Below are 15,918 nucleotides of genomic sequence, written 5' to 3' on the forward strand. Positions count from 1 at the left end.
GCGTCCCATTTTTTCGTGGTTTCCGACCGGAATACCGCGTCCGTTATCCTGAACCGTAATGCTGTTGTCTTTTTCAATGACAATGGATATTGAGTCACAGTAACCACCCATTGCTTCATCAATGCTGTTATCGACAATTTCCCACACGAGGTGGTGAAGTCCTCTGGAACTAGTTGAACCAATGTACATGCCGGGACGTTTTCTAACTGCTTCAAGGCCCTCCAGGACCTGAATCTGGCTTTCATCATATGAATTTGGATCCATTGCCAATTACATTCACCTTCTCTTCCATTACCATATTCCAAATGTATGCGTGTCTATTATTCTTCGCTGAAATCTTCTATTTCTGAAATGACCTGTGCGCGTCGTTTTAACGTTAAAGAAGAAATAGGAGATAAGTACACTTTTTCATGCGTGACAACTACTGATTTCGTATAATCCTCTGAAATTTCTACGACCTGACTGCTGTTCCGGGCGTCCATAAAACGGGCCGTGTCTTTTGAAGAGGCATGGGAAGTCTGGTCGAGAATGGCGACTACATCTTTTGACCGGATGATCATATCACCGCCCAAATGAATAAACATATGTCTTCCTCCCTACTCTGCTGGTGTCAGCAGGCCGCTGCCTGCATGAAAAGTCGAAGCTTTTTTTAATGTTTCATGTTCAATGCCATCAATACTTGTCGTTGTGACAAACGTCTGCACTTTTCCCTGTATAGCATGAAGCAGGTGGGACTGCCTGAAATGATCCAATTCTGAGAGCACATCATCAAGGAGTAAAATCGGGTACTCTCCAATGTTGTCGTGAATAAGCTCAATTTCTGCGAGTTTCAGAGACAGGGCTGCTGTCCGCTGCTGGCCCTGCGAACCATAGGTCTGTGCTTCCCTGCCGTTTATTTTTATAATCAGTTCGTCACGGTGGGGACCAACAAGAGAAATACCCCGCCTTATTTCGCGGTCCGAGGCTTTTTCAAAAGCCCGGTGAAGAGAAGCAGCAATGGCTTTTTCATCCATTCCTTCCTCAACCTCTGCTGAAGAACTGTATTCAATATCAAGCTTCTCCATCTGCCGGCTGATCTGCCAGTGAATGTCCTGAGCCCAGTTACGCAGCATCTTTAAAAAAGAAAAACGCCTTCCGATAACTTTAGAGGCCGTTTGGACAAGCTGATCAGTCAGCACCTGCAGCATCATATCCTGTTCTTTTGTAGCGGATGGGAAGATGTCTTTTAGCAGCTGATTTCTTTGTTTGAGTATTTTCTGATAGATGCCAAGGTCATGAAGATAGACAGAGCTTATCTGGCCTATTTCCATGTCGAGAAAACGCCTTCTCAGATTGGGACCGCCTTTTACAAGCGACAAATCTTCGGGTGCGAACATAACAACGTTGCAGGAACCGATATACTGGCTTAGTTTTTTCTGTTCGAGTCCGTTCACTTTTGCTTTTTTGCCTTTTTCCGACAAAATCACCTGCAGGGAGGCAGGGCCGTTCTTTTTGGTTACCTCTGCGCTGATTCTGGCAAAATCCTGATCCCACTGAATCAGCTCTTTGTCTTTGGATGTCCGGGTGTGATTTAGCAAAAGCCAGTACATGAATGGCTTCCATAAAATTTGTTTTACCCTGCGCATTTTCACCAAGTATAACATTTATCTCATTTTCCACCGGAGGGTAAGCTGATTGTAATTCCGATATTGCTTTAAAGAGATTTCGTTAATATACAATCTCTTTTCCTCAGCTCGTACTGGAAGCTATTTCAAACACTCCAGCGCCCTCAATCTCGATCACATCACCAGGATACAGCTTGCGCCCTCTCCGCTGGTCCTGCTCCTTATTTACAAAGGCTTTATATTCCAGCAGAAAAATCTTAGCCATTCCGCCGGTATCAATAACTCCCGCTTCTTTTAAAAAGCTGTCCCAGCGTTATATATTCTTTGCTTATTTCAATTGTATTTGTCATATACCGGGCCTCCTATGCCAGAAATGAAATGACATACTATATCATCTTACATTTTACTAAATTTCCACTTATAAAGCCAATATGAAATCCACGCTTACATACTTGCTGCTGCGCTCTTTCATCAGAAAAGCCCCTGGCTTTTCAACCCAGAGGCATTTGTGTTTTAGTACGTTCTTACCGGTGAAAATAAATGCAGCATTTGATCATGGTCTGTCGGCTGAACAGTAAAAGGACTCATTGCCCCGGTGAAACGAATTTTAATTGTTTCACTGTCGATTACTTTCAGGGCATCCATGATGTTCTTGCCGTTAAAAGAAATACGGAGTTCTTCTCCCTCCATTGTATCACATGAAATCTTTTCTGTTACTTTTCCTACCTCTGCTGATACAGAGCTTACTTCTATTTCGCTGTTATTCATTGTTTTAGGTTAATGACGTTGTTTTTAGCTTCTCTTGAAAGAAGAAGCGCCCGCTCCAGCGAAGATAAAAGCTCTTTTGTACGGAGCACAAGTTCTGTTTTGGCATGATCGGGAATCATGTTTTTCGTAACCGGGTATTTGCCATCCAAAAGCCTGGAGAAAAAGAGAAGATTTTCAAACTTAAATAACACCTGGCTTTCTGTGACAATAATATCCACCAGCTCTGTAGAATCTTCGAGTACTTTATTCAGCTCATTCAGGCTCTTTCCGGGAATGACTACGTTTGATAAAGACATAGCCCCTGTTTTGGTTTCTACTGATGCTTTGCGCATTGCCAGGCGGTGGCTGTCTGTTGCAGTACAGATTAATTCAGATTCCTCACCTTCGAGGTTTACACCTGTCAACACGGGGCGTGTTTCCTGAGTGGACACGGCGAAAACGGTTTGTCGTACCATATCTTTAAGCAGATTCTGCGGCATTTGAAAATGATTATCCTCATCAAGCTGCGGAAGTCTTGGATATTCTTCGGGATCGAGTCCATTAAGGTTAAAACAACGCTTCCGGAACGAAGTGTTGTTGCGAATTGATCCTGAACGGCGACTTCAATTTCCTCTCCCGGCAGTTTTTTTACTATTTCAGCAAAAAAACGGCCTGCAGCACAATACTGCCCTCTTCTTTTATCGTTACGTATTCTTTTTCTCCATCACTTGCCGGTATGAACGTTTCAATCGAAAATATCAGAATCGCTTCCTGTCAATGTTACTCCATAATTGGTCGCTTCTATCTTGATTCCTGTAAGAATTGGAATAGTGTCCTGGAAGAGACGGCCTTGTTAACGTGCTGAACACTGTGAACGAAAGCATCCCGTGAATAGTAAAATGCATAGGTAGACCCCTTTATTATATATTTAATAATTTATAGTCGTAGTAGTAGGGGCTGTTAATAGTGTGGATAAGTTAATCAACCCCAATAGTGCCGTAGTTATCCACATGTGGATGAAATGTTAATAACTAAAATGTTATCCTCATCATGCCTTTAGTTGTTCCATAAGCTCTTTCAGCTGTTTTTGAAAATCGCTGTCCGAATGAACGAGTTTTGAGATTTTTCATGGGCATGAATAACTGTTGTATGGTCGCGCCCTCCAAATTCCTCTCCAATTTTAGGAAGAGAAAACTCTGTCATTTCCCGGGACAGATACATGGCAATCTGCCTTGGAAAAGCAATAACCTTTGTGCGTTTTTTTGCTTTCAGTTCCTGGGGCTGCAGACTGTACTGGCTGGCAACTAGCCTTTGAATATCATCAATCGTTACTTTCTTTGGCTTGCTGTTTGGAATAATATCCTTGAGTGCTTCAGCTGCCAGATCGGCATTCATGTCCTGATTGATTAAGGAAGAATAGGCGACAACTCGTATCAAAGCGCCTTCGAGCTCGCGGATGTTTGTATCTATTTGATTGGCAATATAAAGCATAACTTCGTTTGGTATATCCAGTTTTTCGGCTTTCGCTTTCTTGCGGAGGATGGCGATTCTTGTTTCCAGATCCGGAGGTGTGATATCGGTGATTAATCCCCATTCGAACCTGGAACGAAGCCGGTCCTCAAGCGTCGGTATTTCTTTTGGCGGGCGGTCACTGGAAATAACAATTTGCTTGGACTCCTCATGAAGTGCGTTAAACGTATGGAAAAATTCTTCCTGGGTTTGTTCTTTTCCGGCTAAAAATTGAATATCATCTATTAACAGCACATCAACATTCCTGTATTTGTTTCGGAAGTTCACTGTTTTATTGTCCCGGATAGAGTTAATAAATTCATTCGTGAATTTTTCGGAAGATAAATATACAACTCTGGCATTTGGATTATGGTCGAACATAATGTCCGATTGCGTGCATCAGGTGGGTTTTGCCAAGGCCGACTCCCCATAAATGAAGAGTGGATTGTATGCTTTTGCCGGGGCTTCGGCTACTGCAAGAGAAGCCGCATGGGCAAAACGATTTCCTGAGCCAATAACAAATGTGTCAAAAGAATACTTATCGTTAAGCATGCTTTAGGCACATTTTCGGAACTGTCGTCTTTTTCTCTTTTAGCATTCGGTGCAGCAGGAACCGTGAAATCATCCGCATGTTCAGCTTCTGGAATGATAAATTTTACATCCAGTTCTGAACCGGTGAGATCGTTTAACGTATCTGATATTAAAGAGGAATAGCGGTTTTCCAGCCAGTCGCGGGCAAATTCATTCGGCGCAGTAACAACGATAGTATCATCATATAATTCGGAAGCCCTGGTAGCTTTCAGCCACGTTTCATAACTGGGTTTGCTGACCTTTTCCTTCATAATTTCAAGCGTTTGGTTCCATAAATCATTAATATTTTCCAGCACTCTCTAACCCTCCTTTTCTATTTCTTTATTGTTTTATTTATTACATAAGCGGATAAAAAAAAACTCGGTTCACCACCGAGTCTGGTGTATCCATCTATTTTTTTAACATGCCGGTCCCATAGTACACGGTAAAACTATTCATTGCTACCGATAAAAATAAAATAGCAGTTAAACCTATGTATAAGGAAAAATATTCGTATACTTTTAAAAAGGAACTCTTGATAACAAGTGGATAACATTTAGTATAGTACATAATCGTCTTATCCACATGAGTCTTTTTTATGTGGAAAAACTATTCAGAGGCTGTGGAAAGTTATGCACAAAGTTATCAACAGGTGTGGATAAGTATTTTATTTCACAAAGTTATCCAGAGGAAACATAACTATCATATCAAAAATAAAAAGCGAAAACAACGGACTTTTTTATAGTTATCCACATAATCAATACCTTGTGGGAAACATTTGTCCACACCACTAGATTGTGTATATCCTGTATATAAAATGACGTAATGTAAAAAATGGTGTCCGAAAGTTATCCACACCAGCATGTAATCCCGATTCTTTGTTTTATTTTTCTGCTCTGCTGCGGCCCTCAAAAGATTGCTATTGACAGATGCCCCCCTTTCTCTATATAATTTTACGGAATGTGCAAGAGGTTATATTTCAGTAAAGTACCCTTTCGGCTTAATCAATCAAATTGATTCTTTGAGAATATAAAGGCTGGGATATAGAAGAATTACCGCACAGTAGAACGATAAATTACTCACCAGGAGGTGCTAAGAATGGGAAAACCAACGTTTAATCCTAAAATCGCAAGCGCAAAAAGAATCATGGCTTCCGTACAAGAATGAGTACAAAAAACGGCCGTCACATCATTAGAAACCGCCGTCGTAAAGGAAGAAAAGTACTATCTGCCTAAGGCCACTGATATTGACAGTGGTCTTTTTTACTTTTCCTCACAGGACGGGTCTCTGCATGCAGCGGCTTAAATAAGCTGCATGGAGGCTGTGCTGCTCTGTGAGGGCTTGTTTCTAAAGCAGCAAGACAGCTTGCTGTTAATTAAGCATATGGTCTGTTGAAGGCTCTGGCGGAGGTGCCGCTGTTTTGAAAAAAATGCACAAATTAAAAAAGAATCATGAATTTAGTATGGTGTTTGACAAAGGATCTCTTATGCAAACCGTCAGTTCGTGCTCTACGTCCTTAAAAAGCCTGCCCAGTCTGAATACCGCGTGGGCGTAACCGTCAGTCGTAAGCTTGGCAATGCGGTTACTAGAAATAGAATGAAGCGCCTTTTAGAGAAGTATTGAAAGAACTGGATGATTTTCTTGATCCAAAAAAGATTATGTTATTATCGCTCGTAAGCCGGCTTTAGAAATGGAATATGAAGAATTGAAGAAAAGCTTTAAACATGTTTTGCGAAAAAGCGGCAGCCGTTCTTTCTAAAACAGCAGCCAGGCTTTTCTTTCTTTATCTTTTATATTCGCTAAAATGGTTAAGGGCTCTTTTTTTTGAAAAAAGCGAACGCTTACTTTTATATTTCAATATTTTACCATTATAATTGTATATATTTAGCAATAAGACAAACCATACATACAAACTTTTAATTTAATGGATTTTTTGTAAATTTAATCATTCCTTTTTCTTAAATAAGCCCGATAGTTTCACACTATATGAAGATTGTTTTTATCAAGGAGGAAGCGGTTGTGCGAAAGAAGTTAGGATTAGTAGCAATGCTGGTTGCTTTAATGACCGTCATGGCGGGTTGTTTTGACGTAAATCAGCCGATTAATGCAGACAGTGAAGGTATTTGGAATTCGTATTTTGTTTACCCATTATCATGGTTGATTATTTATATTGCAGAACCCTGGGAGAAAGCTACGGCATGTCAATTATTGTTGTAACGATTATGCTTCGTATTCTGATTCTTCCTTTAATGATCAAGCAGACAAGAAGCGCAAAAGCGATGCAGGAAGTTCAGCCTGAGCTTGTGAAGCTGAGAGAAAAATATTCTGCCAAAGACCAAAAAAACACAGCAGGAACTGCAGCAGGCAACAATGAAATTGTTTCAATCAAAAGGAATCAATCCACTGGCCGGTTGTCTTCCAATCTTTATTCAGATGCCTATTCTTATCGCTTTCTACCATGCGATAATGCGGACAGAGAGATTGGAACGCATGAATTCCTATGGTTCCAGCTTGGCCAGCCCGATTATATACTTCCGATCATTGCAGGGGTTACAACATTTATCCAACAAAAGATGATGATGGTCTCAGACAACCCTCAAATGAAAATGCTTATGTACATGATGCCATTTATGATTGGCGGATTTGCCTTTTTCTTCCCATCCGCACTGGCTCTTTATTGGGTGATTGGTAACCTGTTTATGATTATTCAGACTTATTTCATTACAGGTCCAGGTGCAAGAAACAGGCGTGATGCAAAAACAGCAGATGGTGTCAGCGAAGACGGACCGAAACAACCGAAAGCTGGAGGAGTGAAGAAAAAGTGAAAACAGTAACAGTATCCGGAAAAACAATAGAAGAAGCGAAAGCTAATGCGCTATTGGAATTGAGTATAGAGGAAGACCAGCTTGAGTATGAGCTGGTGCAGGTGCCGGTAAAAGGTTTTCTTGGTTTATTCAAAGGCAAAGCCGCTATTATTGAAGCGAAAGTAAAACAGGATCCTACAAAAGAAGCGGCTGCGTTTCTTACCCAGGTTTTAAAGGAAATGGGTACTAAAGCTGAAATAGAGATTACAGAAAAGAAAAAAGAAGTTCTTTTGATATTCAAGGCGAAGATCTCGGTGTGTTGATTGGAAAGCGTGGAAAAAACGCTGGATTCACTGGAATATCTGGTGAATTTAGCTGCGAACCGCTATTCAGATAAGTATTCACATATTACATTGGATGCTGAAAATTACCGGGAAAGACGTCGGGAGGCGCTTCAACAGCTGGCAGCAAGACTTGCTGATAAGGCAAGGAAAACGAAGCGGAAAGTAGTTTTGGAGCCCATGAGTTCCAGAGAACGAAAAATTATTCATGCAGCGCTTCAAAATGAAAAAGATATCGAAACAGCTTCTGAGGGTAAAGAACCTCACCGCTATGTAGCTATTTTCCTTTCCAAAAAATAAAACCGCTTTTCTTTATACTCAATACGGATTATTACGACAAGCCATTTCTGATATCAGGAATGGCTTTTTTTGTGGATAAAATAGGGAGGTTGAAAAAAGAAGGAAGGTTATCCACATGTGGATAATCAATGCTTTCCGAAAACTCATTCCTATGCTATTCTATTTAGTTAGGAATACAAAACCAAATGAAATAATGTAAGCAAACTATTATTCATTCTGAGGAGCGGAGTTAGAATGGAATTTGATACAATAGCCGCAATTTCCACTCCGGTCGGCGAAGGTGCCATTGCCATCGTACGATTGAGCGGGGAGCAGGCTTTTTCTATTGCTGATACACTGTATAAAGGAAAGAAACGGGTGCAGGAGGCAGCATCCCACACTATTCAATACGGCCATATCATAGATCCGGAAACAGCCGAAACGGTAGAAGAGGTTATGGTGTCAGTCCTTCAGGCACCCCGGACATTTACGAGAGAAGATATTATAGAAATAAACTGCCACGGCGGTCTGGTTTCCGTTAATCGGGTTCTTGATCTAGTATTGAGCGCAGGTGCGAGGCTTGCTGAACCGGGAGAATTTACGAAACGCGCCTTTCTTAATGGCAGAATCGATCTCTCTCAGGCAGAAGGCGTAATGGATCTGATCCGCGCTAAGACGGATAAAGCCATGCACGCAGCTGTAAAACAGGTGGAAGGCAGGTTTTCGGAACGGGTCAGGCGCCTGCGCCGGGAGCTGCTCGAAACGGTAGCCCACGTAGAAGTAAATATTGATTACCCTGAGTTTGATGCGGAATCGGTCACTCTTGATAATTTAAAAAGACACACTTCCCACGTGAGGGACGAAGTAAAGCAGCTGTTGTCTACGGCAAAGCAGGGGAAAATTCTTCGTGAAGGACTGGGAACAGCCATAATCGGCCGCCCGAATGTAGGGAAATCGTCTTTAATGACAGCCTGATTCATGAGAATAGAGCAATTGTTACAGACATTCCAGGCACGACCCGGGATGTATTGGAAGAATACGTTAATATACGTGGTGTACCACTGCGTCTTATTGATACAGCAGGTATCCGGGATACAGAAGATATCGTAGAAAAAATAGGTGTGGAACGCTCCAGAAAGGCACTGCAGGAAGCAGAACTCATTCTGCTTGTGCTTAACAGTGCAGAAGCACTTTCTGTAGAAGATGAGGCATTATTTAAGGCTATACACGGGCTGAATGCGGTGATTCTGTTAAACAAAACGGACCTGGATAAAAAGATAGATGAAGACCGTGTACGGGAGCTGGCTTCGGGCCGTCCTGTTATTGCGGCGTCCTTATTGAAAGATGAAGGCATTGACGAACTGGAACAGGCGGTATCGAGCCTCTTTTTTGAAGAAGGCATTGAAGGATCGGATCTAAGCTATATTTCCAACGCGAGGCACGTCGGTCTCCTGAATCAAACGAGGCAGACGCTTGAAGATGCCCTGGAAGCAGTGGAAATGGGCGTACCTGTTGACATGATTCAAATTGATATTACGAGAGCCTGGGAAATGCTCGGTGAAATTATCGGTGAAAACGTCCATGACGGGCTTATTGACCAGCTGTTTTCTCAATTCTGTCTAGGTAAATAAATTGGAATATAAAATAAATTACACTTTCACCATATTTAACCATTATAAGGAGGCACATGAATGAATTACGAAGGCGGTACGTATGACGTTATAGTCATCGGAGCCGGGCATGCAGGAGTTGAAGCCGGCCTTGCAGCAGCTCGTTCAGGCTCAAAAACACTAATGCTCACATTAAACCTTGACGCTGTGGCGTTTATGCCATGCAATCCCTCAGTAGGGGGCCCTGCAAAAGGAATTGTCGTGCGTGAATTAGATGCACTCGGTGGGGAGATGGCAAAAAATATTGATAAAACCCATATCCAAATGAAGATGCTGAACACTGGTAAAGGACCTGCCGTTCGTGCTTTAAGGGCACAGGCGGATAAATTCATGTACCAACATGAAATGAAAAATACGATTGAAGAACAGGAAAACCTTACCCTGCGCCAGGGACTGGTAGAAAAATTGATCGTTGAAGACGACGTATGCAAAGGGGTAGTAACGAACACCGGAGCGGAATATACGAGCAGCACAGTCGTTATTACAACCGGCACGTACCTGCGCGGGAAAATTATTCTGGGAGAACTTGCTTATGAAAGTGGACCAAACAACATGCAGCCTTCTGTTCAGCTTTCTCATGAATTAAAAGCTCTTGGGTTTGATCTGGTCCGTTTTAAGACAGGCACGCCTCCACGCGTGAATGGCAACAGTATTGACTACAGTAAGACAGAAATTCAACCAGGAGACGATCAGCCCCGGGCTTTCTCCTATGAAACGACTAAATTTATTACAGATCAGCTACCCTGCTGGCTGACTTACACCGGAGAAGCAACCCACCAGATTATAAATGATAATCTATCCCGCTCTCCTATGTATTCCGGTATGATCGAAGGTACCGGTCCAAGGTACTGTCCATCTATTGAAGACAAAATTGTACGTTTTAATGACAAACCGAAACATCAGATTTTCCTGGAGCCGGAAGGCAGAAATACAACAGAAGTATATGTGCAGGGACTGTCGACCAGCCTGCCGGAAGATGTACAGTTCAAAATACTACAATCTATACCAGGCCTTGAAAATGTTAAGATGATGCGTCCAGGCTACGCTATTGAGTACGATGCAATGGTGCCTACACAACTGTGGCCTACACTGGAAACAAAAAAGGTGGAAAACTTGTTTACTGCCGGACAAATAAATGGAACATCCGGTTATGAAGAAGCCGCAGGCCAGGGGCTGATGGCGGGTATGAACGCTTCGCTTAAAGCGCAGGGAAAAGAACCTGTTATTCTGGATCGTTCAGACGCCTATATTGGCGTAATGATTGACGATCTGGTTACAAAAGGAACCAATGAACCATATCGTTTGTTAACTTCGAGAGCAGAATACCGCCTGCTTCTCCGCCACGATAATGCCGATCTTCGGCTGACAGAGATCGGTTATCAGGCAGGTATGATCGAACAGGAACGGTATGATCGTTTCCTATCGAAAAAAGAAGCAATTGAGCAGGAAAAACAACGAATGAGAAAAGCAACTATTCAGCCGGGTCCGGAGCTTGAGAAGATGCTTACATCAAAAAACTCCTCTCTTATTACAGAGGCAGTAACGGCTATGCATTTATTGAAGCGCCCGGAGCTTGGATATGACGATATTTTTCCGCTTACCGGCTTTACAAGCCGTGTAACGCCGGATGTAGCAGAACAAGTTGAAATTCAGACGAAATATGAAGGCTACATTTCCAAACAGCTGGATCAGGTAAACAAAATGAAAAAGATGGAAATGAAGAAAATACCGGAAAATCTTGATTACAGCGTAATCAGCGGTATTGCTACAGAAGCCCGCCAAAAGCTGACTGAGGTAAAACCATTGTCTGTCGGCCAGGCTTCACGGGTATCAGGGGTCAATCCCGCAGATATTTCCATTCTTCTCGTTTATCTGGAGCAGGGAAAGCTTGCCAGAGTAGGGGAAGCTTAAAAGGAAGCTGGGCGTCCGTTCCTTACGGACGCCTTTCCTATGGATGACAGGATGAAGAACCGGCAGAGGAGGAGAACGATGAGCAAAGAGAAATTTCCCGAGTGGGCGGCAGCAGAAGGTATTGTTCTGTCCGCGCATCAGCTCAAGCAGTTTGAAAGCTATTACACACTGCTTATCGAATGGAATAAAAAAATGAATTTAACCGGTATTACAGATGAAGATGAAGTTTATGAAAAGCATTTTTTTGACTCCATTTCTGCGGTAAAAGCATTTCCCACCACAGATCGTCCGCTGAAGATAATTGATATTGGAGCGGGGGCGGGCTTTCCGAGTATCCCGCTTAAAATATGTTTTCCTCATATTGAAATGACAATTGCGGATTCGCTGAAAAAGCGGATAACGTTTCTGCAGGAGGTCGCAGGAGTGCTCGGCTTAAACGATATAAGCTTTGTACATGAGCGGGCGGAACAGCTTGCCCGGAACCCAGAACACCGGGAAAGCTATGACATTGTAGTGGCAAGAGCCGTTGCGCGTATGCCGGTTTTATCCGAACTTTGTCTGCCTTTTGCTAAGATCGGCGGTACCTTTATTGCTATGAAAGGGTCTACCGGGTTAGAAGAAAAAGAAGAAGCCGAAAAGGCCTGCAGTCTGCTCGGAGGGGTGTGGAAAGAGGAATATTCATTTACGCTGCCGATAGAAAAAAGCCAGCGTTGCATTCTTCAGGTAATAAAAGAGAAAAAAACGCCAAAGACTTATCCCCGTAAGGCTGGAACACCATCTAAAGAACCGATTATGTAAAGAAAAGCCGGCAGCCTGAAACATTTATCAGGCTGCTTTTTTACGTTTTTTCTGAAAAAGACGAACAAAAAGAGAACTGTTGCGAATTTTTTTTAAAAACATGATAGAATAAAAAAAGAAAGAAAATCCGCTTAAATACGGTTTTAATTAATACTACTCGGATAATTCATCCAGCTTTACATATAATAAACGAAGCAGCAGGAGAGAAAGTAGGTGTAACGATGGCCAAAGTAGTAGCCATTGCCAATCAAAAAGGCGGCGTTGGCAAAACGACAACAGCAGTAAATATCAGCGCGTGTATCGCGTATCTCGGAAAAAAAGTTCTTCTTGTTGATATGGATCCGCAGGGTAACGCTACAAGCGGTGCAGGCATCGAAAAGGGAGAAGTGGATAAATGCATTTACAACCTTCTTGTAGATGATGTAGAAATTAAAGACATTATCCGTCCCGGCAGCGTCGATAACCTGAGCGTGGTTCCTGCCACTATCCAGCTTTCCGGTGCCGAGATTGAACTTGTATCTACTATTTCCAGGGAAGTTCGTTTAAAGAACGCGCTTCGGGATGTTATTAAAGACTATGACTATATTATTATCGACTGTCCGCCTTCCCTCGGGCTGCTGACAATAAATGCACTTACCGCCTCTGATTCTGTTCTCATTCCTGTCCAGTGCGAGTATTACGCATTGGAAGGCCTGAGCCAGCTGCTTAATACCGTCAGGCTGGTACAGAAGCATTTAAATCATGAACTCGCGATTGAAGGTGTTCTTTTAACGATGCTTGATGCGCGTACAAATCTTGGACTTCAGGTAATTGAGGAAGTTAAAAAATATTTCCGGGAAAAAGTGTATAAAACAATTATTCCAAGAAACGTCCGGCTGAGCGAGGCGCCAAGCCATGGCCTTCCTATTATCAGTTATGACGCCAGGTCAAAAGGGGCCGAAGTTTACTTAGATTTAGCAAAGGAAGTGGTGGCGAGTGGCTAAAGGACTAGGTAGAGGACTAAATGCTTTTTTTCCTGAAGAGAAAACGGCTAAAACAGAATCAGTGCAGGATATCGAAGTAAATCAGCTCCGTCCTAACCCGTATCAGCCCCGGCAGGTTTTCGACAAAGAAGCTCTTCAGGAGCTGAGCCAGTCGATTTCAGAGCAGGGGGTCGTTCAGCCTCTTATTGTTAGAAAAAGTATTAAAGGCTACGATATTGTTGCGGGAGAGAGGCGCCTGAGAGCCTCTAAAATAGCAGGGCTGCAGACTGTGCCGGCCATCGTGAAACAGCTGACAGATGAACAAATGATGGAAATTGCCCTGATTGAAAATCTGCAGCGGGAAAATCTAAATGCGCTGGAAGAAGCAAAAGCGTATGAAAAGCTGATGGATCATCTTTCCTTTACACAGGATGAACTGGCAAAGCGGGTTGGTAAAAGCCGTCCGCATATTACAAATTACTTAAGACTGCTGCAGCTTCCTAAAAACGTTCAGCAGATGGTAGAGAAAAAAGAATTAACGATGGGCCATGCCAGAGCTCTTCTCAGTATAAAGATAAGAAAACCATTGATCAGCTGGCTGAAGATATAGTGAAAAATCAGTGGAACGTACGGAAAACGGAAGAAATAATAAAGGCTATGCATGAAAAAAAGGAGGATGTTTCACGTGAAACATCAAAACCTTCACCTTCTATTTTTATCCGTTCAACGGAAAACAGTCTTAAATCTTACTTTGGTACAAAAGTGGCAATCAAGCAGGGGAAGAAAAAAGGAAAAATTGAAATTGATTTTTTCTCGGAGGAAGATTTAAAACGGATTATCGAGCTTTTGGATAAAGATGAATAACCCCCGGACCGGGGGTTTTATTTTGTTAAGATAAAGAGAATTAGAAGGTGAGAGTATGGTGTTATTAGGTACACTGGTAAACGGGGCCGCGATTATTATTGGATCTTTGCTGGGCCTTGTTTTTCATAACATTCCGGAAAGATATAAAACCACTATTATGCAGGCGCTGGCTTTGGCAGTTATGCTTTTAGGCATACAAATGGGGCTGCAAAGTGAACAATTTTTAATTGTAATAGGAAGCCTTGTGATCGGCGGTTGGATTGGAGAGCGCATTCAGCTGGAAGACGTATTAAACAGAGTAGGAAAGTGGATTGAAAAGCGCAGCGGTGCAAGAGGAAACGAAGGGGCAGTGGCCAAAGCGTTTGTTACAGCCACTCTTGTATACGTGGTGGGAGCAATGGCTGTTCTTGGAGCGCTTGACAGCGGTTTAAGGCTTGACCATAACGTCCTTTATACGAAGTCGATGCTTGATGGTTTTACCGCTGTTTTGTTCACGGCGACGCTTGGTTTTGGAGTTGCTTTTTCCTTTATCCCGGTGGTATTGTATCAAGGCAGTATCGCGCTTCTGGCGGGGCAGATTGATCAGTTTGTGCCGGTGGAACTAAGGGAGATGTTTATTACAGAAATGACGGGAACGGGCGGAATCATGATTATGGGGATTGGCCTGAAGCTGGCGGGGATTCTCGATATTCGGGTGGCTAATCTGCTGCCGGCTATACCGGTAGTTGCGGTCATTGTAACGGGGATGTACCTGTTATAGCTTATGTAAGCCGAACTTATCGGCTTCGAACGTTATGCTTCGTGTTTAACGGTTTTTTCTGTAATGGAAAAAGAACGGTCCTGATAGGCTTTTTCAATTAATTTTTTCCCCTGAAGACGTCTATCCGCCAATACAAAGCTCTCAGAAAGGCTTTCCGCCATCTGCATGACGACATGAAGACGGGTGTTCTGAAGAACGAAAAATTCCATCATCCCTCCAACATTTACGATTCCTGTAATATGAACACTGCCGACGGGGGGCAGATTCTTTTTCATCGCAGCTCCAGGATAAACCGGTCCATCTTCAAAATGAAGAGATCCTACGTTTTTAACCCGGCCGAGACACGCGTCTACGGCGATAATATACGGAGCGGTATGACGAATCTGAATATCAGCCAGTACATCTTCTAAATTAACAGCATGCACAGGAGAAGCAAGTGTACCGTATACCTGAAAATTATCAAGCTTGTGTTTTGTAAGCAGGGTGCCGGTAAGCGGTCCTAACGAATCACCCGTGGAGCGGTCGGTACCAATGCATACAATAACAATTTCTGAAGTTTCAGGGACAGTTGATAATACATCTGTTAAAGTATTAGAAAGAATTGCTGGTGTCTGCTCGGACGCGGTGTCCAAATATAAAGAAGCAGGGGGGTGGCCCGGGCGGCTTTGTTTTCTAAACATGCTGCTCTACCTCCTTGATGAAGCGTTTGGTCATAAATGATATATATATCTATATACCCGCTTTTTTATGCTTTAATTTAAAAAAGCAGAGTGGATGAAAAAATAAACCTTTATACCCTTTTAAATGGTAAATGAAGGAAATTTAGAATGGGGGCAGAACATGACACATGAGTCGTACCATCTGCATGACGTTGTTCAAATGAAAAAAGCTCATCCCTGCGGAGAAAACAGCTGGGAAATTATCAGGCTTGGAGCAGACATCCGAATTAAATGTCAGGGGTGCGGGCATAGTGTTATGCTTCCAAGAAGAGAGTTCCAGAAAAAATTGAAAAAAGTAACCGGAAATACAAAAGAAGAATCGAAATAACGGTTCTTCCTTGTATTTCCCGAAACGCCTTTCTATACTATAGAAAGAAAAT

The 15,918-nt window shown here is 42.6% G+C and carries 15 protein-coding genes and 9 pseudogenes; 14 read left to right on the forward strand and 10 right to left on the reverse strand.

The genetic code is table 11. From position 1 onward, the window contains the following. The 9 genes and pseudogenes from MMY81_RS25550 to MMY81_RS35870 form a co-directional block, all read right to left on the reverse strand. Positions 1–264, reverse strand: a 264-nt coding sequence (locus MMY81_RS25550; RefSeq protein WP_252315069.1) for an ATP-binding protein, incomplete at its 3' end; no start/stop codon positions are given. A 56-nt stretch (positions 265–320) separates the two neighbouring features. After that, a complete protein-coding gene (remB, locus tag MMY81_RS25555; protein ID WP_120194482.1) occupies positions 321–584 on the reverse strand; it encodes an extracellular matrix regulator RemB in 264 nt (87 codons plus the stop codon). A gap of 12 nt (positions 585–596) precedes the next feature. Continuing rightward, positions 597–1,718 (reverse strand): annotated as a pseudogene (gene recF, locus MMY81_RS25560) (DNA replication/repair protein RecF). Positions 1,719–1,728: 10 nt separating this feature from the next. Continuing rightward, a pseudogene (gene yaaA, locus MMY81_RS25565) lies at positions 1,729–1,954 on the reverse strand (S4 domain-containing protein YaaA). 163 nt (positions 1,955–2,117) lie between these two features. Continuing rightward, positions 2,118–2,372, reverse strand: coding sequence for a hypothetical protein (locus MMY81_RS35855; RefSeq protein WP_374562825.1), 255 nt, complete (start codon positions 2,370–2,372; stop codon positions 2,118–2,120). Continuing rightward, positions 2,369–2,956: a DNA polymerase III subunit beta gene (gene dnaN, locus MMY81_RS35860; RefSeq protein ID WP_374562839.1), complete on the reverse strand. Its 588-nt coding sequence runs from the start codon at positions 2,954–2,956 to the stop codon at positions 2,369–2,371. Before dnaN ends, MMY81_RS35855 begins: the two co-directional genes overlap by 4 nt. A 17-nt stretch (positions 2,957–2,973) precedes the next feature. Beyond that, positions 2,974–3,129, reverse strand: a pseudogene (locus tag MMY81_RS35865) (DNA polymerase III subunit beta); the annotation flags it as partial. Positions 3,130–3,428: 299 nt separating this feature from the next. After that, positions 3,429–4,412 (reverse strand): annotated as a pseudogene (gene dnaA, locus MMY81_RS25575) (chromosomal replication initiator protein DnaA). A gap of 85 nt (positions 4,413–4,497) precedes the next feature. After that, positions 4,498–4,744, reverse strand: a pseudogene (locus tag MMY81_RS35870) (DnaA N-terminal domain-containing protein); the annotation flags it as partial. Positions 4,745–5,528: 784 nt separating this feature from the next. Here MMY81_RS35870 and rpmH point away from each other — a divergent pair. The 13 genes and pseudogenes from rpmH to MMY81_RS25630 all read left to right on the forward strand — a co-directional run bounded on the left by rpmH (position 5,529) and on the right by MMY81_RS25630 (position 14,819). Next, a pseudogene (gene rpmH / locus MMY81_RS25580) lies at positions 5,529–5,665 on the forward strand (50S ribosomal protein L34). Positions 5,666–5,850: 185 nt separating this feature from the next. After that, a pseudogene (gene rnpA, locus MMY81_RS25585) lies at positions 5,851–6,189 on the forward strand (ribonuclease P protein component). Between the two features lie 260 nt (positions 6,190–6,449). Beyond that, on the forward strand, positions 6,450–6,647 hold the full coding sequence (locus MMY81_RS36350; protein ID WP_483882501.1) for a hypothetical protein: 198 nt from the start codon (positions 6,450–6,452) through the stop codon (positions 6,645–6,647). Then, positions 6,629–7,255, forward strand: a complete 627-nt coding sequence (locus tag MMY81_RS25590) for a YidC/Oxa1 family membrane protein insertase (protein WP_483882502.1) — start codon at positions 6,629–6,631, stop codon at positions 7,253–7,255. Before MMY81_RS36350 ends, MMY81_RS25590 begins: the two co-directional genes overlap by 19 nt. Next, positions 7,252–7,557, forward strand: a complete 306-nt coding sequence (locus tag MMY81_RS25595; protein WP_252315035.1) for a Jag N-terminal domain-containing protein — start codon at positions 7,252–7,254, stop codon at positions 7,555–7,557. Before MMY81_RS25590 ends, MMY81_RS25595 begins: the two co-directional genes overlap by 4 nt. A 9-nt stretch (positions 7,558–7,566) precedes the next feature. Then, positions 7,567–7,875, forward strand: coding sequence for an RNA-binding cell elongation regulator Jag/EloR (jag, locus tag MMY81_RS25600; protein WP_252315036.1), 309 nt, complete (start codon positions 7,567–7,569; stop codon positions 7,873–7,875). A 234-nt stretch (positions 7,876–8,109) separates the two neighbouring features. Beyond that, positions 8,110–9,485, forward strand: a pseudogene (gene mnmE / locus MMY81_RS25605) (tRNA uridine-5-carboxymethylaminomethyl(34) synthesis GTPase MnmE). Between the two features lie 60 nt (positions 9,486–9,545). Beyond that, positions 9,546–11,435 (forward strand): tRNA uridine-5-carboxymethylaminomethyl(34) synthesis enzyme MnmG, encoded by a 1,890-nt coding sequence (mnmG, locus tag MMY81_RS25610; RefSeq protein ID WP_252315037.1) that lies wholly within the window; start codon positions 9,546–9,548, stop codon positions 11,433–11,435. Positions 11,436–11,513: 78 nt separating this feature from the next. Next, positions 11,514–12,233: a 16S rRNA (guanine(527)-N(7))-methyltransferase RsmG gene (rsmG, locus tag MMY81_RS25615; protein WP_252315038.1), complete on the forward strand. Its 720-nt coding sequence runs from the start codon at positions 11,514–11,516 to the stop codon at positions 12,231–12,233. Positions 12,234–12,454: 221 nt separating this feature from the next. Beyond that, positions 12,455–13,216, forward strand: coding sequence for a ParA family protein (locus MMY81_RS25620; protein ID WP_120194492.1), 762 nt, complete (start codon positions 12,455–12,457; stop codon positions 13,214–13,216). 61 nt (positions 13,217–13,277) lie between these two features. Next, positions 13,278–13,798 (forward strand): annotated as a pseudogene (locus MMY81_RS36355) (ParB/RepB/Spo0J family partition protein); the annotation flags it as partial. Between the two features lie 6 nt (positions 13,799–13,804). Then, positions 13,805–14,059 (forward strand): hypothetical protein, encoded by a 255-nt coding sequence (locus tag MMY81_RS36360; RefSeq protein ID WP_483882503.1) that lies wholly within the window; start codon positions 13,805–13,807, stop codon positions 14,057–14,059. Between the two features lie 55 nt (positions 14,060–14,114). Beyond that, the gene (locus MMY81_RS25630) at positions 14,115–14,819 is read left to right on the forward strand and encodes a DUF554 domain-containing protein (RefSeq protein WP_120194494.1); all 705 of its coding nucleotides are present in this window, start codon (positions 14,115–14,117) and stop codon (positions 14,817–14,819) included. 32 nt (positions 14,820–14,851) lie between these two features. Here the strand turns inward: MMY81_RS25630 and yyaC are convergent, their stop codons facing one another. Beyond that, positions 14,852–15,499, reverse strand: coding sequence for a spore protease YyaC (gene yyaC, locus MMY81_RS25635; protein ID WP_120194495.1), 648 nt, complete (start codon positions 15,497–15,499; stop codon positions 14,852–14,854). A gap of 160 nt (positions 15,500–15,659) precedes the next feature. On the opposite strand from yyaC, the gene MMY81_RS25640 reads away from it, so the two are divergent. Next, positions 15,660–15,866: a DUF951 domain-containing protein gene (locus tag MMY81_RS25640; protein ID WP_120194550.1), complete on the forward strand. Its 207-nt coding sequence runs from the start codon at positions 15,660–15,662 to the stop codon at positions 15,864–15,866. Positions 15,867–15,918: the final 52 nt, after the last annotated feature.

This window comes from Sinobaca sp. H24 (assembly GCF_023845525.1).